The following is a 19,303-nucleotide window of genomic DNA, read 5'->3' as shown; positions in this document are numbered from 1 at the left end:
AAAGATGAGGCCGCAAAATAAAAACAAGGGACAGCTTTTTAAATTAGAGGCTGTCCCTTGTTTTATTCAATAGTTCATCATTATTCTGGCCTTTATGAGGTGGAGGCATAATTATGGCATGTTCAATATCACTGTGCATTTTGACTTGATAATCTCCCCAGGAGGAGGCAAAAATAAGTTCCTTCTCTTTAAAATATGGATTGTCCTGAAGTTCTCCGATCTCAAGTACTGGTGCCATGCAGCAATCTACCTTTTGGGCGAACTCGATCCACTCATAGAAGGTTTTGCTTTTAAAGATGGCGGTAACTTCTTGATAGACAGGATTAGATTCATCCGTTTTGGAAAAATGGGCTCGGATCCAGTCCTCGTGTCCATGGGCCAGGCAGAAATTCTGCCAAAACTTTGGTTCCAGCGCTCCCAGGCTCATATAACGTTCGTCTATCGTTTCATATAATGCGTATGAAATTATGCTGCCATTAAGGGCATCAATCCCTGTCCCCTCGCCCGTTTCATTTTCGACCATGACGTGATTCCCTAGCAATGACACCAGTTGGTCGGTGATGGCAATAGAATGATAGCTTCCTTTTCCCGTCAACAATCTGGAGACTAGCCCTGCTAAAATCCGTTCATTTGCGGCATAACCGCCCAAATAATCAGCTAGCGTAATCGATGGATGGACAGGTCTCCCCTGGTTATCCTTTAACTGAGCCAAGACACCGCTTAATGCCATGTAATTGAGATCGTGATTGCCAAGCTTACTTAACAGTCCCTGCTGACCGTAGCCGGAGATAGAACAGTAGACGATATCAGGCTTCACCTTTTGCACCGCCTCATACCCGAGCCCGAGTTTCTCCATCACACCAGGTCTGAAGCTTTCAATCACAACATCGGCATGGGTAATTAATGTTAACGCCATTTCGACGCCGGATTCTTCCTTTAAATTAAGGGTAATGCTTTTTTTCTGGCGATTGTTGGCAAGAAAAACAAGTCCACTTCCCTGTTTAGAAATTCCGGTATATCGGGCAGGATCTCCTTCTGGCGGCTCCACCTTAATAATTTCTGCACCCAATTCTGCTAATCGCAACGTGGCAAAAGGGCCAGGAAGATAGTTCGTGAAATCGATGACTTTCACACCTTTTAACATCGTGATGATCCTTTCTTACGAATTCGTTGGACCAGGAGTGAAAAGCTCCTCCAGCTGTTTTCTAAGGACAAATTTCATGATTTTCCCGCTGGCGTTTCGCGGCAAGGCCTCACAGAAAACATATTTGCGCGGGCGTTTATAGTTTGCGAGACTATCACTATTTTTGCAGAATTCATCCAAATCCTCTTCGTTCACATTCGGATCTTTTTTCACAACAAAAGCCGTCACGGTTTCGCCCCAGCGGTCATCAGGCTGACCGACAATCGCAACATCAAGAACACCCGGATGTGCGTGCAAGATATCCTCGACTTCCCTTGGGTAGATATTCTCCCCGCCGCTGATAATCATATCGTCGACACGATCATTTACAAACAGGAAACCATCTTCATCAAGGTAACCAATGTCTCCGGAATGGTACCAGCCTTTATACAGCGCTTTTTCCGTTGCTTCTTCGCGATTGAAATAACCGATCATCATACACGGCCCTTGAACAATAATCTCACCAGTTTCCCCCACTGGAATGATATCTTCAGGTTCAGATGGCCCGTCTTCCCTTGTCCGGACTACACGGATATCGTGATTTAGCGCTGCCTGTCCCGCGGAACCTGCTTTTCTGAGCTGGTCGGTCTCCGATAGAAAGGTAATCGCTGGTCCCATTTCCGTCATCCCATATGCTTGAATTAAGGTAATCCCTAAGCGGTCATGGAGAGCATGCACCAGCGTGGGAGCCATTGGAGCTGCACCATATAAACCAAGCTTCAGACTTGATAGGTCATATTGGCTCAAATCTTCCTGAAGAAGCATGTTCCACATGGTTGGTGCGGCAAATAATTTCGTAATTTTTTCTTGTTCAATTAATCGAAGAATCGCTTTGGGATTGAATTGATGCAGGATGACATTTTTTGCACCAATATGCACCCTTGGCAGGAAGGCACAATGCAGTTCGGCACAGTGAAACATCGGTGCCGTCACGAGGCCGACGTCTTCCGCTTCAAGCTTCTGAGCTGCATTACAGAATACGCTTTGATCCACCATATTTCGGTGGCTGTGCATCACTCCTTTTGGCCTTCCAGTTGTGCCGCTTGTATAGATAAATGCGTAGATATCGTTCTCATTGATTTCAGCTTGAACATCTTTGGTGGAGGCGGAGGCGACTTTTTCTTGGTAGCTGGCGGCGTATTCCGGTTTTTCCTTATCAATGAACCAGAAAGAGATTTTGTCGAAGCGGTTTTCTATCGACCCGATGACTGGCTCCAATGCTTTTTCAAAAAGAACAACCCTTGGGGTGGCATCCGATAAGATATACGCCACTTCCTCAGGGGTGAGGCGGAAATTAATCGGGTTGAACACGGCACCGATTTTCGCGCAGGCAAAGAAGGCAGTCCCCAATTCTTCGGTATTAAACATAAAGGTAGAAACGCGGTCTCCCTTTTTGACACCTTCGTTTAGCAGGGCATTTGCGAGCCGGTTGACTTGATGGCTCCACTCTTTGTACGTATAGCGGACATTTTTCCTTACGTCATAGATGGCTTCCTTGTTTGGAAACTTTTTCACTGTTAAATCAAAGATTTTTCCGATTGTCGTCGTCATTTTAAACGCCTCCAATTTTTGATTTTAAGGCAATCGACACAAATGCGCCGATTGCCTTCATTAATTCTGAAGAGTGTTTTCTAGAAACATGATTTTTGCTTAAAATTTACTAAATTATTGAGAATTTGTTCCTTTCTATACAATTTAACCGGATTTTAACCACAATCCTGTCCAACTCCGATAGTTTTCAGGCAAATATTCCGGACTACCCGCGAATTTTTGTGTTTTACTCGCGAATTTGAATATTTTACTCGCGATTTTGGATACTTTACTCGCGAATTTGACCATTTTACTCGCGAATCCCTTTTAAACGTAAGCAACCAAACCTAATTGAGTAAATCTTATTATTCTAATCGCTCAATAATCGTAGCATTTGCCATGCCGTGGCCTTCGCACATCGTTTGCAAACCGTAGCGACCGCCGCTGCGCTCAAGTTCGTGCATCATGGTCACCATTAAACGAGCGCCGCTGCCGCCTAGTGGATGACCAAGGGCAATCGCACCACCATTTGGATTCAGCCTCGCCGGGTCTGCACCCGTTTCCTTCAGCCAGGCAAGCGGTACTGGCGCGAATGCCTCGTTTACTTCGAATACATCGATATCATCGATGGAGAGCCCTGATTTTTCTAATGCCTTTTGCGTGGCAGGTATCGGTCCTGTCAGCATCAAGGTTGGGTCGGAACCGACGACTACGCGGGTGTGAACACGGAAGCGCGGTTTAAGCCCGAGTACTTCCGCTTTCTCACGTGACATGAGTAATAACGCAGCCGCTCCGTCACTAATTTGGCTGGCGTTTCCAGCATGAATGACGCCATCTTCTTTAAAAGAAGTTCGCAAACCTGCCAATGCTTCCAACGATGTTCCTTTTCTTGGACCAGAATCTTCCTTAATAACCGTTGTAGTTCCGTCCGGAAGCGTTACTTCTAACGGAAAGATCTCTCTTGAAAAATAACCCTCTTCCTGAGCCTTTAATGCTTTTTGATGGCTTTCGAGAGAGAATTGGTCGAGCTGTTCGCGGGTAAAGCCGTAGTTTTCAGCAATCCGCTCAGCCGACAGCCCTTGATGAATCATTTCGTACTTCGACCTTAAATTCGGACTAAAAGGCTCCTCTACCCCTTTATAATTTAAACCCATTGGTACACGAGACATGCTTTCAACACCACCGGCAATAACTACCTCCATATCACCCGCAAGGATGGCCTGGGCAGCAAAATGTACAGCCTGCTGACTGGAACCGCATTGACGGTCAATCGTGGTGCCTGGCACCTCAATTGGAAATCCAGCGATTAATGTTGCTACCCGCGCGATATCACCTGCTTGTTCCCCCGCTTGAGTGACACACCCTAAAATAACATCCTCAACCACCGCCGGATCAATCCCCGCCCGGTTGACGAGTTCCTTTAAGGTCAGCCCAGCCAGGTCATCGGGACGAATATCCTTGAGCACGCCATTTCTTCTTCCAACAGGGGTACGGACACCCTCAACAATGAATACCTCACGCATCTTCATCATCCTCACTTTCTATAATCCTAGGTTTTTCGCAATAATTGTTTTCATAATTTCATTCGTGCCGGCGTAGATGCTCGAAACCGGAATGTCGCGGAACCTTCTGGCAATCTCGTATTCTTCCATATATCCATAACCGCCGTGGAGCTGCATGCATTCAGCCGCTATTTTCTTGGCAATATCGGTCAGCTTCCATTTTGCCATTGACACCTTTGTGACCACATTTTTTCCTTCGATATGTTCGGCAATCAACTGGTCCAAAAACACCCTGCCCATTTCAATATCGGTCGCCATTTCGACAATTTTAAATTGCGTATTTTGAAACTGGCTGACTTGTTTTCCGAATGCTTCCCGGCTCTTCACGTAATCCAGAGTCATTTTCAGCATCACTTCCGACGCCGTTTGCGCCCCAATCGCGACAAGAAGCCGTTCCTGTTGGAGTTTTTCCATTAAGTAAAGAAATCCATTGCCTTCATCGCCTAGGAGGTTTTCTTTCGGCACTCGGCAGTCTTCAAAAATCAATTCCGCAGTGTCCTGTGAGTGGAGTCCCACTTTGTTCAGTTTTCTGCCTCTAGAGAAACCGGAAGCATCTCGTTCGATGACAAGCAAGCTGACACCTTTGTGCTTCGGTACAGCTTGCAAGTCTGTCTTAACTGCAACAACTATCAAGTCGGATTGAATCCCGTTTGTGATGAACGTCTTTTGACCGTTGACAACATAATGGTCGCCGTCCAGCCTGGCGGTTGTTTTGATGCTGGCTAGGTCGGAACCAGTTCCGGGCTCTGTCATCGCAATCGCGGTAATGATTTCGCCGGTAACACACTTCGGCAGCCAGCGCTGCTTCTGTTCCTCGGTGCCATAGGAGGTGATATACGGAACCACAATATCATTGTGAAGTCCAATACCTATTAAACCAGAGCCTACTCGCTCCAGTTCCTCGTTAATAACAACGGCAAAGCCCCAATCAACCTCACTGCCACCATATTTTTCATCGATATCAGGGCATAGAAATCCCTGCTCGCCCATCTTTGTCCAAAAGGAACGGGGTATCATCCGATCCTCCTCCCACTGCTCATAAAAGGGATATGCTTCTTTTTCCAAAAACTTTCTTAGTGACTGACGAAAAATTTTATGATCTTCGTTTAAGTATGGATGGTTCATGTTAATTACCTCACTTACAACATATTTCTGGACATTTACTACCTATTTCCGATCACTTACGACATATTTCCGGACATTTATTACCTATTTTTCAATACTTACGACATTTCCTGGATATTAATTGGAAATCGACCCGAGTCTCGAGAACTTACGACATATTTCCGGTCACTTACGACATATTTCCGGACATTTATTACCTATTTTTCAATACTTACGACATTTCTTGGATATTTATTGGAAATCTACTCAAATCCCAGATACTTATTAAATATATATGGCCAATTACGACATATCTCGGAAACAAATTACCAAAAGACCAGGTCAATTTACCACTTCTCTCATTTTCTGCCGCAGCTGATATTTCAGTATTTTCCCAGATGCATTCCTAGGCAGCTGCTTCTCAATATAAATCCGCCTTGGCACTTTATATCCAGCCAATTTCTCCCGGCAGAAGCTGCGCAGTTCTGCCTCATCAATCACTGCACCTTCTTTCGGCACAATGATTGCACAAACGGCCTCGCCCCAGACTTCATCCGGCAGGCCGATAATTGCTGCTTCGAGGACCTCCGGATGCTCATACAGAACCCCTTCGACCTCAACGGAGTAAACATTTTCCCCACCTGAGATAATCATGTCCTTTTTCCGGTCAACTAAAGTGATGTAGCCTTCCTCGTCAAGCGTTGCCAAATCCCCTGTATAGAGCCAACCGCCTTTCAGAGTGCCCTTTGTTTCCTCCGGCTTTTTATAATACTCCTTCATCACCATCGGACTGCGGAGAATAAATTCACCAATCACACCGGGTAATACATCCTTGCCTTCTTCATTAACAACCCTAGTTTCCGTCATAAAGATTGGCTTTCCACCCTTACCGAGATGGAACTTATGTCCTTCTGGATCAAGGAGAATCCCGCCCGGTCCTGCTTCAGTCAAGCCGCATAGGTTATAAAATTGGTCTGTTTTAAAAATTTCCATGCTTTTTTTGACCAGTTCCGGTGCCATTGGGGCCGCACCATATCCGACTCTCTTAATGGAAGATAAGTCGTAATCGGCGGCATTTGGAACCTGAAGAAGAAAGGTATACATCGCCGGAACCGCGAAAAGATGGGTAATTTTATGTTCTTGAATTGCTTGCAGTGTTTTTACTGGATGAAAATCGCGATGAATAATATGGGTCGCCCCAAGAGCTACTCCGGAAATAAGGAATAGGTTCAATTGAGCTGAGTGGAATAGCGGTGCTAAATGAAGAATGCGCTCATGCTGCCCAATCCCCATATTGATGACAACGGAAATTCCGACTTTAAAAATTTGACTTTGATCAAAAAGGGCTCCCTTAGGGCGTCCTGTTGTGCCTGAAGTGTACAAAATCTCGACATCATCCTTTTCGGAAACCTCAACATCCGGTTCACTAGTCCTTTCTGATAAAACCTTTTCATAGGAATAAAAGCCCACCGTTTCCGGCTCACCAATCGTTATCACCTTACCTACCATCGTTCCTTGCTTCGCCGCAGCAATGGTTTGTTCGAATTCCTTGTCGCAGACCACAATTGCCGCATCCGATTGCTCTAAAATGTACTGAACCTCTGTAGCAGTTAATCGGAAGTTAACCGGAACGGCGACAGCACCAATTTTTGCAGCGGCAAAAAAGGTAAACACAAAGTGATCCGAATTCTTCATCATCAATGCCAGCTTGTCACCTTTTTTCACATCCAGCTCCAATAGGCCGTGTGCAAGCCGGTTCACTTCCTCATTGAATTCACGATACGTATAAGACCTTCCTTCACATTCAATTGCAAGTAATTGCGGGAACTTGCGGGCAGACTGCGACAAGAGACTTCCGATATTCATCTGGAGTTCCTCCCTTATTTTAAAAATGCTCTCCAACTTTTAGCATGCAAATTTTATGCCAATATTCAGAAAACTATACCCGCAGTCTTTAGCTCCTACAATTAACAGAGTGTGTTTTTCAATCGCACAGCCTAAAAGAAAAAGTGTCCAATAAATGGACACCTATTATGTTAGAAATATTTCTATTATCCTAGTTTGTATTTTTTTATTTTTTCATATAATCCCGAGCGGCTGATTCCAAGTAATCTAGCAGCTTGGACTTTATTTCCTTGTACCTGGACAAGCGCTTTTTTAATTGCCTCCAGCTCGGCATTTTCGACCATGGACACATTTAGAGTCGTTTCTTTAATCGGAACTTGCTTTAATAAATAATCCGGCAGGTCCTCGTATTTGATTTTTCCACTTTCGGAAAATGTCATCGCCCGTTCCATCACATTCCGTAATTCGCGGACATTTCCCGGCCAGTCGTAATCAAGGAGTGCTTCCCTGGCACGAGCCTCCATTCCGGAAATGCTTGTGCCTAAAATTTGATTAAATTCAATCATAAACTGCCCAAATAAATAATCAATATCATTCGGCCGATGGCGGAGTGGCGGGACATTTAATGAAATGACATTAAGGCGATAGTATAAATCCTCACGGAAAAGGCCTTCCTTGACCATTTCTTCCAGATTACGATTGGTTGCGGCAATAATTCTGACGTCAACCTTTATTTTTACTGTTCCGCCAACCCGATAGAATTCCCGCTCTTGAAGCACGCGCAGCAGCTTTGCCTGCAACCCTAGTGACATATCGCCAATTTCATCCAAGAAAAGCGTGCCTCCATTGGCCAAATCGAACTTCCCAAGCTTCCCTTTCGGTCGTGCCCCGGTAAATGCCCCGTTTTCATAACCAAAAAACTCAGATTCTAGCAAATCCTCAGGAATCGCCGCGCAGTTAACAACGATAAACTTGCCGGTACTTCTGGCGCTGCTATTATGAATCGCGTGGGCAAACAGCTCCTTACCAGTGCCGCTTTCACCGCGGATAAGCACCGTTGACCTGCCCTTAGCCGCTTTCGCCCCGCTTTTTTTCAACTTCTCCATCCAAGGGTCTACACTTAAGATATGATCCCAAGTAAATTTAGCCGTTTCCGCCTGCTGATATTGCTGATGATAAAAATTCGCTTTGTTTTCAGCCTTCTGCAGCTTTTTAAATAATTCGCTTACCTCATTTAATTGTCGGAAAACCACCTTGCCAATTGCCCCAATGACTTTGCCATCCTCTAGAATTGGAATACGATGAGCGATATATTTAATTCCGTTAATTTCTAAAAAACCACTAACCTCCGCTGCTTCCGATTCATAGACGTTTTCTAACTGAAGATGCGGCAATGCGTTTGCCGCTGGCTTGTTCAATACCTCCTCTATTGGAAGATTGAACAATTCCAGAAGCGGCGGGCTGACCATCGTGATGACCTTCCTTTCATCCGCCATGACAATTCCATCAAAAGCATGGTCAATTGCTGTTTCCAACGTCCGTTTTAATTTTGTGATCGTTTGCAGCTCTTGTGACGTTTGCAGCAGCGACATCACCATATCCGTTTTCGTCAGGATACCGACGACATGATTTTGGTCATCAACAACCACACCGGTTCCAACCTTACTATTCTTAACGATTTCCTCAATTTTCTCAAAAGGGGTATTTACACTTAGCTTTTCAACGTGTCTCTTTATGTAATTTTTAATAGGGGTCGTAAGTGGGGTTTCTTCTGTCACCATTTGATGCAAACTGCTGCGGGTAAAAACCCCGACCGGATACCTGCTTGAGTCGGTAACAGGCAGCAGGTTCCACTTCTTTCGGTACATAAGAGTAATCGCTTCTTTTAACGTGGTTTCCTCCGTAACAATAAAATCAATAGGTGTAATAATATCTTTAAATTGGAGCACATCATCACTCCTTACTGGTACGAGAGGACAGGCTCCTCGTCCCGATTATTTATAAATGATAGTTGTAAGAATAGATTGCAATCTTCCATAGGGGGACAAGGTGCCTGTCCCTACGATCTTTTCATTTGTTTAAACTTATTCCAAGAACGGTAGGTTAGGGTCACAAATAAAACTAAAATCCAAATGAAGAAGATAATTATAAAAAGTACATTTACTTTATGGTCGAGATGATTTGATTTAATAGTTAAAAATGAAGCAAAAATTTCTTTCCAGCTTTCAGGTAAGAGTATAATCCAAAATAAATAAAGCGATATAATTGCTAGCAAGGCTTTCTTCAACATTCGGCTCTAGCCCCTCGTTAAGAGTTTTTTGCATCAATATCTATATTCGGCATTTTTTTTATAATTCCTTTTTTCCGGGACGAAGGGACCTTGTCCCAATCTTAAAGCGGGATAAGGTACCCATCCCCTAGGTCTTTGTGCGTAATTTGTAGAATGATATTTATTGAGTATTCAGAATAAGTAGAATTATAATAGAATTTGGCAGGAAAATTTAATAGATTGTGAGGAGATTTCTTTTGAAGTTTAGACGTTTTTCGCTTTTATTTGTACTAATGTTGGCCCTGAACACCTTTTTCTCGTCGTTTGCGTTTGCTGAAAATAATGTAAAACCAAATCTTGTTGCCTTAGGAGATTCTATTACGTTTGGCTGGAATCTTGAAGACAATGGGAACAGTGAACCATCCCCAAAGGCCTTTCCTTATTTAATTGGAAATGGTAATTATGATGTCACAAAAAACATTAGCGGCGGCGGCTGGACCACAGCTAATTTATTGACAGAAATAAACAAACCTGAAAATCTGGAAGCTATTAAAAAGGCGGATGTTATTACACTAGATATTGGCAGTAATGACTTTTTACAGAATCCAGCTATAAAAGCGATTATTCAGAATCCAACAGTTCCTATTGATCCTCAAGCATTTGGTTTAGTAATTCAGCAAATTTCTAGTAATCTATTTACAAACTTGGGTTCTATCATCGGTATTATTAAAGCACAAAATAGTGATGCTCAACTAATCATATATAATATTTATAATCCCTTTTCGGATACCCTAGCCGCTCTTTATCCAATTGGGGAACAATTCCTACCAGCAGTTAACCCAGGATTCCAAGGTATTGCTGTTCAAACAAACTCGCTATTAGCTGATGCTTACACAGCATTTAAAGGTAAACAAGCTGAGTTAATCCTTCCGAATGGAGACGTTCATCCGAATGCGGAAGGACAGAAAGTCTTAGCTAGTTTAGCAACAAATTTATTAGCGGTACAAGTTCCTCAAGAAATTACTATTGATCTAACGCCATCAACAACCGAGGCAACAAAGGAACCTGTGACCATCACGGTTGCCACGAGTGCAAAAAAAGTACTAGCTATGCAATGGCTTGCAGGTGAAAAAACCATTGAAGATTTTGCAGGATCAGGAACCGATATCAACGACAATAAGTTCGAAGTAGCTGAAAATGGTACGTATTCTGTTTATGTTAGAGACAGTAAGGGTGCGAAGGCCGTTGAAATGATTACGATTGACAATATTCAAAACGATGAACAGCCTGGTGATAATCCAGGAGACGATGGTGATAACCCGACACCAGATCCGGGAGATGGCGGCACGGATAATCCTACACCAAATCCAGGAGACACTGGCAATGATAATCCTACACCGAATCCTGGAGATACCGGCAGCGATGACCCATCAAGCGGCGGGGGCGTTGACAAAGGATCATCTCCAGTAGAAGCAGGAAATCATTTACCAAGCACTGCCACCTCAATGTATAACTATTTAGCAATTGGACTAGCTTTCCTTTTAGCCGGTTTATTGGCAATGCGCCTTCAGCACAATAGAAGAAAAGAAAACATCTAACGTTTTGGGACGAGGGACAGGTTACAGGCTCCTCGTCCCATTAACTTTTTTATGTCCCTCTAATTTGCATCAGATATATCAAAAATTGTTATTGGTTGCTTTCGCTAAATCCATCAGTGGGACAAGAAGCGAACCCATGAATTTTGAAACTTTTAAACTCTTTATTCGTAAATAGAAAGTGGAATTCTAAAAAGGGAGTGAGTTTATGAGCGATAAAGGTTGTATCAAATGTGGGAGCAGGGATAATGGCACGAAAGATGTAGCGATGACAGGAACGGGTCTTTCAAAAATGTTTGATGTTCAAAATAACGCCTTCACGGTAATTTTTTGTAAGAAATGTGGGTATTCCGAGTTTTATAACAAGAAAACATCAACAGCTTCGAATATCGTTGATCTGTTCTTTGGCGGGTGATTGGTTCTAGTGCCCGGGGAATTCTCAAAAGGATTCCCCTTTTCATGAACACTAGGAATCTTCAAAAAATCATTCCTTATTTGTCATTTCCTTTAGTAATTTAACTATCGTTTCGTTTGTTTTATTAAGCTTTCGCAACTGGGATTCTATTGAAAAAGTCGTTATTGCTACAGCCACTCCTACGCATGTGCTTCTCTTGCTTCAAATAATGCTAGTTCTAAAAATGTCTATCAATTTCGAGGCTCATACGTTGACTCCTTTTTCCTACCCTAAAAATTCAGTTTTTAGTTCCTTCTCAATCACTTTTTTTTCAAAAGAAACATGATAGGCTTCTGCATTAGGCCTTGAACTAACGACACGAGTAATTTCTTGGTCAATAAAATGAACTGCAACTCCGTCATCTGCCGCGATACCAGGCTGGATTCTCCCATCCTGTACTAGCTTGTGATAAGTTGGTCTTCTGACGGATTCTCCGTCATAATGGGGACAATTACTTCCTTTCAAAAAACCTAAGGCTCTAATAGGCTCTAATTTATCACCGTAAGAGTCTGTTACACCTTCTTCAAACCAGCAAATTGAACCTGCACTAATCCCGGCTAAAACAACCCCTTGTTCCCATGCCTTTTTTAAAATTTTATCTAAACCCCATTCTTTCCAGAGAATTAATAAATTCTTTGTGTTTCCCCCGCCAACATATATAATATCCTTCGTTAAAATAAAATCCTCTAGATCTCTAGTTGGAGGGTTGAATAATGATAGATGCGAAGCTGAAGAATCTAGTTTTTCAAATGCTTGATAAAATCTCTTAATATAGTTTTCCGCATCTCCACTAGCTGTTGGCAAAAAGCAAATTGAAGGAACAGATTTGTCTGCTTGTTTCAAAACATAGATATCTAATAATGGGTTTTCCGGTTCCATTGAAAACCCGCCACCACCTAATGCGATGATTTGTCTCATATTTTCAGCCTCTCTTCATTCAAGGATAGTATTTGTAAAAAGGAATTATTGCTTAGATGCCGCGGAATTCATCACTTTTTCCCCAATAAGAATCCATGAAATAGCCTTCCGCCAAAGGGCTCCAAGACTTGATCAACTAATTCAATTACAGGTTTCTTTTCACCTGTTCTATAAAAATGATCAAAAACCTCTACAAAATGATTTGCGAAATCTTCTTCATAATTCCTTAATGCACGCACTATCCATTTCGATGCACCAATCCATTTTTGGTTTGTTCTTAAAACAAATTCGCTTACCAACTCAGCTAAAGTACTTGCTATAAATATTTCTTCTGCCCTATTTGAACAACCGATAAAATCATCTAGCGCATCTGTAATAAAATATCGTTTTGTTTTTATTGTTTCAGCTGACCATTCTGCCGGTCCATTAGCTAATAATTCATTAGCCTCTTTTTTAATTGAATCCATCATTCCGACATCTCTTAAGATAATTCCTTCTGAAATCATTCTCGGTAACGAGGGTCTCGCTCTTTCAACATCATTTTTGAAAAAATGCTTATATGAACTTAAATTATGCACAAATACCTCAATGGCCCAGCCAAACTCAATTAAAGACTCTCTATAGGATGAACTAATAGTATGATTGAAAATAACAATATCAAGGTCAGATGTTTCTGTTGCTTCACCACGAACAACACTCCCAGCTAATAGGGCACCTTGGCAATAAGGAAAATACTTATGGATAAACTGATGTGCTGCTTCAATTGCACTTAACTTATTAATTTCTCCCATGATTATCACCTCTAGTTTCCAAAAGGTAAGCTTATTACATACTTCTGGTCACTTACGACATGTTTTAAGCTACTTACTACATCTTTTACGAATCTTACGACATATTTACAGCTTCTTACTACACCTTTTACAAAACTTACGACGTTTCTTGGGAATTATTTGAAAATTACTGTGAAAAGCTGATCCTTGCTACATAATAAAAGGAAAAAACTACAATGTTTGTAAGATTTCAGCTGCTATTTCATAAAATTCTTCTAAATTCAACTCTTTTAAAGTCATCATGTTTGTTAAAGAAGATGGCTCACCTTTACCTTATTCCAAATCGCCTTCCAATTCTTTTTCGTAATTCGCCCTTCATAAACCGCTGTGCGTTTTTTCGTTTCAGCAAAAAATGGACTTGGCTTCACTTCAAAATTGAGGACATCATGTATTCCACAGGGAGCCGCTAATACTACATTGTTGTTTTCATCTAGCTTTAGACCGAGTGCAGTAGCTGTTTCCGGGAATTTTGACATCGCGTCCACGGAGGAAGTATAGGGCGGAATATCATTTTTCACATGCATTCTTGCTTCGTTTTTTACCGACCAGGGAACATTCGGGTGAATAACTATTAATTTATCTTCAAGTTTCTTTTCTTCAGCCTCCTCGACATTTCGCTCGTCAAAATAGATTACATCAATATCTGGAATAGGTGTCCTTACTGTAAATCCGTGGAGCGTATCCCATATTTTCGAACGAACAAAGCCAGCACAAACCCACCAGTCCGGAAGATTAATAGATTGTGCTGAATATAAAATATCCATCATCCACTTATCTTCTTTGACGAGTTGGATGATATCAGTTTCTGTTTTTATCATTCTTTATTCTCCATTCTTTAACAATGGTGATCCTTAGGTTTCCCTTCGTAATTTATCTAATTTTTATTATATACCAATATGAAAAGATGGAAATTATCAAAAAAAAATTATCAGTACTTTTTTATAAGGTATTTCAGTCGTTCATAAATGCTCGCTCTATTGGACATATATTTCGAATTCATGGTATTTTTGATTTGATACAAAGAAGTATCCATTATACGATTAAAGACATAGGAGCGATGATAGTGAAAAAAGCCAATCTCTGTTTTATCGGTGCAGGATTTCATGCCTCAACAAACATTTACCCTTCAGTTATTGAAGCAGGGGCAAATATACAAGCGATTTCTACACGTAATATTGATCGTTCCAAAGCCGCTCTTCAACGCTTTGGAAGCAATGGGACACCTTACGATGACTATAAAAAGATGTTACAAAATGAAGATTGTGACGGAGTTGTTGTCATTGCTCAACCTGAAGACCATCCTTCTCTCGTGCTAGATTGTATCAAAGCTGGTAAAAATGTTTATGTGGATAAGCCTCTTGGGATGTGTGCTGAGCAAGCTGCAGAAATTGCTGATGCTGCTGAACAAGCTGGAGTAACATTAATGGTTGGATTTATGAAACGGTATGCTCCTTGCTATACAAAGTTAAAAGAACTAATTACGAGCAGTAAACTAGGTACTGCGCGTTCCTTTCAAGCAAGATTTGCGGTGGACAGCACACCTTTTTGCAAAAATGAAGAACAATTTATGAAGTTTGCCGCTATACATATGGTTGATCTTGTACGCTATTTATTTGGAGAAGTTGTACAAGTTACAGGTTTTAAAAATAGTGACAAGGAGTTTGTTTCTCATAGTATTTCGTTAAAGTTTGAAAATGGCGTCGTTGGCAGCCTTTATTTGGCAGGGATGACGGCTTGGTCGCGGGAAAGTGAAAATATGCTTGTGACATTTGATAATGGATTTGCCTTTGCTGACGAAATTAATACGCTTACAGTTCATGAGTCACAAACATTTGATGATCTACCATGGAAATCTCTTAAAGAGACAGACACTGTCTTTACACCATCTGCTACCCCGATGTCTGGAGCCTACAGAGACCTTTATTTACGAGGTTTCGTCGGAGAAATGACTCATTTTATTGACTGTTGTAAAACTGGTGAAACGCCAACATCAAATGGACGTGATAATGTTCAAACAATGGCACTCTGCGATCGTATTTTGTCTACGTTGCTGTAGGAATTCTGTGGAGGAACATCCAATCATATTTTTTCTTTATTTGATAGCGGTGCATCCTCTTCTTCAGTATGCTGCTCCCGCCAACCATAAAAGAGCGGACCCAGATGAGGAATCAGCATGGTTTGATAAATAGGCGGAGAAATTTCTCTTAATTAGGAATTAGTACTGAAAATAGCATAAATAGACGGAAGGATTCCGATTATTGACTCGAAAAACGTGAAAATGGGTAATTTTGCTTTGCTTAATCGGAAAAACTCCACTTATATCACCCAACCCAAGCTCTTTTCTGCGGACTAACGGAAAAATCTCCGCTTATTTTAAATATCACTGGTTACTCAATTAAGGATAAGACTTCACTTTAACATATTTATCCAAATATAATGTGTTGTATAAAATTGTAGGGGTACACCAGTCATTGTACCCCTACAATTTTGGGGTGCATTTTCCTATAAAAATTTTTATGTAATTTCGTCACAAATGGCTTTACCCCAATAAAAAATGAGTGTCAATTTCATTTGCAAATGGGCACTCATTTTAACTTACATTTTTAATATTTGTGATAGGAAATGGAACCCGTTACATGCACTTCCCCTCTCTACCGCATTATTTCGGCTGCATGCGAATCGCACCATCGAGCCTAATTGTTTCACCATTCAGCATTGGATTTTCAATAATGCTTTGGACTAGCTTTGCGTATTCGCTTGGATACCCAAGCCTGGAAGGGAACGGCACCATTTTTCCAAGTGAATCTCTGGCCTCCTGCGGCAATGTATCAAACATCGGCGTGTGGAAAAGTCCGGGGGCAATCGTCATCACCCGGATTCCATACCGGGCAAGCTCCCTTGCTATCGGCAACGTCATTCCGACAATTCCGCCTTTAGATGCACTATATGCCGCCTGGCCGATTTGTCCGTCGTAAGCTGCAACTGAAGCAGTATTAATAATGACACCTCTTTCGTTTTGCTCATTCACTTCATTGCTCGTCATTTTCTCCGCTGCTAAACGAATAACGTTGAAGGTTCCAATTAAATTCACATTGATCACTCTAGAAAAAAGCTCTAGATTATGTGCCCCATTTCGCCCGAGTACCTTCTCCGCTATTCCAATCCCAGCACAGTTCACAACCGTATTTACTCCCCCCATAAATTCTGTGGCTTTATTGATTGTTTCTTGAATATCCTCTTCCTTTGTTACATCTGCTTTTAAAAATAATACTGATTCTCCTAATTCAGTTTGAAGCTTTGCTCCCTTTTCTTCCGATTGATCAAAAATAACTGTTTTCCCGCCACTTCCAACAATGTTACGGACTGTTGCCTCGCCTAGTCCCGATGCTCCTCCCGTAACAATTGCACGGCATGCTTTAATTTGCATATAGGAAACCTCCTCAATAGAATTCTATTTTATTATTTTGCAAGTTTTATACCAGTTATAACGTTTCAAATGGACAAGGCGATTTGAGCAGGTGCTTCTTTTTATATGTATGTGGTTTGGACAGTTATAAAGCAAAAATGACCAGATATTGTACAGTGGAGAAAAAGAAAAGGCCAAGCCCCCAAATCTAAAATGAGGTCCTGACCTTCTTTTTCGTTATCACGCTTTCCTGTGCAGCTACACGTTTCTTTCTTTCCATTATGACAACTAAGACAATCGCGACAATGAGAAAAAGACTCGCAATCCTGAAGATAGTAGCTATATCAACAAATTGCGCCAGTCCACCAAAAATAATACCGCTAAGCCCAATGCCTAAATCAATAGACGAGAAGATCATCCCATTGGCCACACCGCGCCGATTTGTCGGTGTCATTAATAATGCCCATGATTGCAGTGTTGGGATCAAGCAGCCGAAGCCAGCCCCGAATAAGACACCGGCAATGGCAATAAACAGACTCGAATGTGCAAAGGAGAGTACCCACATTCCTACAAATGTCATAGCTGTACAGAATAATACGAGACCGAATGGCCCTTTCTCATCAAACCATTTCCCGGCGATTGGTCTCGCTAAAGTGGCCATGATTGCATTAAAAATATAGAATAAAAAGATTTGCTCAATTCCTCGTTCCTGACCAAAAATAACGATAAACGTAACAATCGCTCCATACCCAAGATTGATGATAATTGTAACAAAAGCCGGGAACCAGCTTGATTTTTCAACCAATGAGCCCATATAGGAAAATTTAAGATTTTCTTTTCGTGTATTTTTTACAGCTTCTGGAGTTTGATAGCGTACGGCTGTAAGCAAAATGACTGCGATGACCCCTAAAAATGCGGAAATGTATATAAGATTGGTGAAAGAAGTAATTTTATATAAAAAGATTCCTAGACTTGGGGCAATAATCATGCCGATGGTAATCGAAAGACCAAAGTACCCCATCCCTTCGCCAAGACGCGAATTAGGTATGACGTCAACGGCTGCTGTGCCATTAACCGTGGTTGACCAGCCCCAGACAAGGCCATGTACGAAGCGGAATAATAGAAAAATCACAACAACCTGAGAAATCGGATATAGAATCGTAATGAGTAAGAGCATGATTGCTCCCGTTATGACAAGCGACTTCCTCGGCTTGTATTCAAGCATAAAACCGATAAATGGCCGGCTGAGTACAGCTCCTATGGAAAACAATGCGGTCACTAAGCCAATTTCTAAACCTGATGCCCCAATCGATTTTATATATGGCGGCAGTGTTGGAATTAGCATTTGAAATGACATAAACACAAAAAGGTTTCCCACCATGAGCATGATAAACGACTTCGTCCACAAACGCTCTTTCAATAAATCCCCTCCTATTTTAGTCCAATAAAAAAGAATCTTCGTCGTGAAGATCCGTTTCAAATTAATTTACTTTTTATCACTAAATAATAACACAGAAGCCGGAAAAAGGTAAATCAGAAGGTTTTACCAAAAAAGTTTTAATTTTTGTTATCATTAATGTGTGTAAATATCGTTTGAACGGAGGAATCGTATGAAAAAAAGGAAAATAGTCATCACCCAAAAATTAGATCAAAGTCATATCGAGCAATTAAAGAAAGTCATTCCTGATTGGGAATTGATTGTTGGCAAAGATCAAGAAATCTGGCAGGAGCATGCAAAGGATGCTGAAATTATTGCTGGCTGGAAAAAGGGGCTGGAAGAATATTGCCTCGATCCGCAGGCAAAGCTTAAATGGCTGCAAACATGGAGTGCTGGTGTCGATAAATTACCGCTTGAGAAGTTGGAAGCGAGAAATATCACCCTAACAAGTGCCAACGGTGTTCATGCTTATCCCATTTCCGAAACCATTTTCGCATTAATGCTTGGCTTAACGAGAAAAATTCATACATATGTTAGAAATCAACATTCGAAAACATGGCATCATGCCCATATGGAACTAGAAATGCATGAAAAAACGGTCGGGATTATCGGCGTTGGCGCAATTGGAAAAGAAACAGCCAAACTTGCCAAAGCATTTGGGATGACTGTTTTGGGTGTAAGAAACTCGGGCAAACCGGTTGAATATGTCGATGAAATGTACACGCCAGACCAATTGCATCTTCTGCTGCCAAAGTGTGATTATGTGGTTGTTACGTTACCACATACGAAAGCAACCCATCGATTATTTGGTGCAGAACAATTTTCACAAATGAAGTCTACTGCCTTTTTCATTAATATCGGTCGTGGTGAGATTGTAGTAGAAGATGATCTCGTCCAGGCATTAAAGGAAGGAACCATTTCCGGAGCGGGGCTGGATGTATTTGAAACAGAACCATTAAGTAAAGAAAGTCCGTTATGGGAAATGGAAAACGTCATTATTACCCCGCACACTTCGGGTTCAACTGAACATTATAATCAGCGTGTAGTTGAAAATATCTTGATTCCAAATTTAAAAAACTATCTTGAAGGGGCAACTCCGTCCATAAATCTGGTGAATTATGTAAAAGGCTACTAAAATTAGAAAGGGCTGTTCCAACGGACAGCCCTTT

At 41.5% G+C, this 19,303-nt stretch carries 15 protein-coding genes; 4 read left to right on the top strand and 11 right to left on the bottom strand.

Annotated features, from left to right (window positions below; translation table 11 throughout):
- Nucleotides 1–43: 43 nt before the first annotated feature.
- From BANVL01_RS07220 to BANVL01_RS07195, 6 genes are all read right to left on the bottom strand, one after another.
- Nucleotides 44–1,144 carry a CaiB/BaiF CoA transferase family protein gene (locus BANVL01_RS07220; protein WP_066083505.1) on the bottom strand — a complete coding sequence of 367 codons (1,101 nt, stop codon included), beginning with the start codon at nt 1,142–1,144 and terminating at the stop codon, nt 44–46.
- A 15-nt stretch (nt 1,145–1,159) separates the two neighbouring features.
- The gene (locus BANVL01_RS07215; protein WP_066083503.1) at nt 1,160–2,734 is read right to left on the bottom strand and encodes a fatty acid--CoA ligase; all 1,575 of its coding nucleotides are present in this window, start codon (nt 2,732–2,734) and stop codon (nt 1,160–1,162) included.
- A gap of 344 nt (nt 2,735–3,078) precedes the next feature.
- Nucleotides 3,079–4,236: a thiolase family protein gene (locus tag BANVL01_RS07210; protein WP_066083500.1), complete on the bottom strand. Its 1,158-nt coding sequence runs from the start codon at nt 4,234–4,236 to the stop codon at nt 3,079–3,081.
- An 18-nt stretch (nt 4,237–4,254) separates the two neighbouring features.
- Nucleotides 4,255–5,400 (bottom strand): acyl-CoA dehydrogenase family protein, encoded by a 1,146-nt coding sequence (locus BANVL01_RS07205; protein WP_066083498.1) that lies wholly within the window; start codon nt 5,398–5,400, stop codon nt 4,255–4,257.
- Nucleotides 5,401–5,721: 321 nt separating this feature from the next.
- Complete coding sequence (locus tag BANVL01_RS07200; protein ID WP_066083497.1) at nt 5,722–7,245, bottom strand: long-chain-fatty-acid--CoA ligase; 1,524 nt, start codon at nt 7,243–7,245, stop codon at nt 5,722–5,724.
- A gap of 185 nt (nt 7,246–7,430) precedes the next feature.
- The gene (locus BANVL01_RS07195) at nt 7,431–9,173 is read right to left on the bottom strand and encodes a sigma-54-dependent Fis family transcriptional regulator (protein WP_066083496.1); all 1,743 of its coding nucleotides are present in this window, start codon (nt 9,171–9,173) and stop codon (nt 7,431–7,433) included.
- A gap of 577 nt (nt 9,174–9,750) precedes the next feature.
- Here BANVL01_RS07195 and BANVL01_RS07185 point away from each other — a divergent pair.
- On the top strand, nt 9,751–11,091 hold the full coding sequence (locus BANVL01_RS07185) for an SGNH/GDSL hydrolase family protein (protein WP_066083492.1): 1,341 nt from the start codon (nt 9,751–9,753) through the stop codon (nt 11,089–11,091).
- A 205-nt stretch (nt 11,092–11,296) separates the two neighbouring features.
- Nucleotides 11,297–11,503 (top strand): zinc ribbon domain-containing protein, encoded by a 207-nt coding sequence (locus BANVL01_RS07180; protein WP_066083490.1) that lies wholly within the window; start codon nt 11,297–11,299, stop codon nt 11,501–11,503.
- Between the two features lie 264 nt (nt 11,504–11,767).
- Here the strand turns inward: BANVL01_RS07180 and BANVL01_RS07175 are convergent, their stop codons facing one another.
- The 3 genes from BANVL01_RS07175 to BANVL01_RS07165 form a co-directional block, all read right to left on the bottom strand.
- Nucleotides 11,768–12,460, bottom strand: coding sequence for a Type 1 glutamine amidotransferase-like domain-containing protein (locus tag BANVL01_RS07175; RefSeq protein ID WP_066083488.1), 693 nt, complete (start codon nt 12,458–12,460; stop codon nt 11,768–11,770).
- 71 nt (nt 12,461–12,531) lie between these two features.
- Nucleotides 12,532–13,251 carry a nucleotidyltransferase domain-containing protein gene (locus BANVL01_RS07170; protein WP_066083486.1) on the bottom strand — a complete coding sequence of 240 codons (720 nt, stop codon included), beginning with the start codon at nt 13,249–13,251 and terminating at the stop codon, nt 12,532–12,534.
- A 287-nt stretch (nt 13,252–13,538) separates the two neighbouring features.
- Nucleotides 13,539–14,108, bottom strand: coding sequence for a nucleotidyltransferase family protein (locus BANVL01_RS07165; protein ID WP_066083484.1), 570 nt, complete (start codon nt 14,106–14,108; stop codon nt 13,539–13,541).
- A gap of 245 nt (nt 14,109–14,353) precedes the next feature.
- Here BANVL01_RS07165 and BANVL01_RS07160 point away from each other — a divergent pair, with 245 nt between their 5' ends.
- Nucleotides 14,354–15,346, top strand: a complete 993-nt coding sequence (locus BANVL01_RS07160; RefSeq protein ID WP_066083482.1) for a Gfo/Idh/MocA family protein — start codon at nt 14,354–14,356, stop codon at nt 15,344–15,346.
- A 603-nt stretch (nt 15,347–15,949) separates the two neighbouring features.
- Here BANVL01_RS07160 and BANVL01_RS07155 read toward each other — a convergent pair.
- Together BANVL01_RS07155 and BANVL01_RS07150 are read right to left on the bottom strand one after the other, a co-directional pair.
- On the bottom strand, nt 15,950–16,717 hold the full coding sequence (locus BANVL01_RS07155) for a 3-hydroxyacyl-CoA dehydrogenase (protein ID WP_066083480.1): 768 nt from the start codon (nt 16,715–16,717) through the stop codon (nt 15,950–15,952).
- A 187-nt stretch (nt 16,718–16,904) separates the two neighbouring features.
- Complete coding sequence (locus tag BANVL01_RS07150; protein WP_082804900.1) at nt 16,905–18,116, bottom strand: MFS transporter; 1,212 nt, start codon at nt 18,114–18,116, stop codon at nt 16,905–16,907.
- A gap of 190 nt (nt 18,117–18,306) precedes the next feature.
- Here BANVL01_RS07150 and BANVL01_RS07145 point away from each other — a divergent pair, with 190 nt between their 5' ends.
- The gene (locus BANVL01_RS07145; RefSeq protein ID WP_066083478.1) at nt 18,307–19,269 is read left to right on the top strand and encodes a D-2-hydroxyacid dehydrogenase; all 963 of its coding nucleotides are present in this window, start codon (nt 18,307–18,309) and stop codon (nt 19,267–19,269) included.
- Nucleotides 19,270–19,303 lie beyond the last annotated feature (34 nt).

The sequence above is a fragment of the Neobacillus novalis NBRC 102450 genome, from assembly GCF_001591805.1.
In the GTDB taxonomy this organism is placed as follows: Bacteria; Bacillota; Bacilli; order Bacillales; family Cytobacillaceae; genus Neobacillus; species Neobacillus novalis.
The sequence above is the reverse complement of the archived record's forward strand: the minus strand, read 5'-3'. Positions and strand labels throughout refer to the sequence as shown.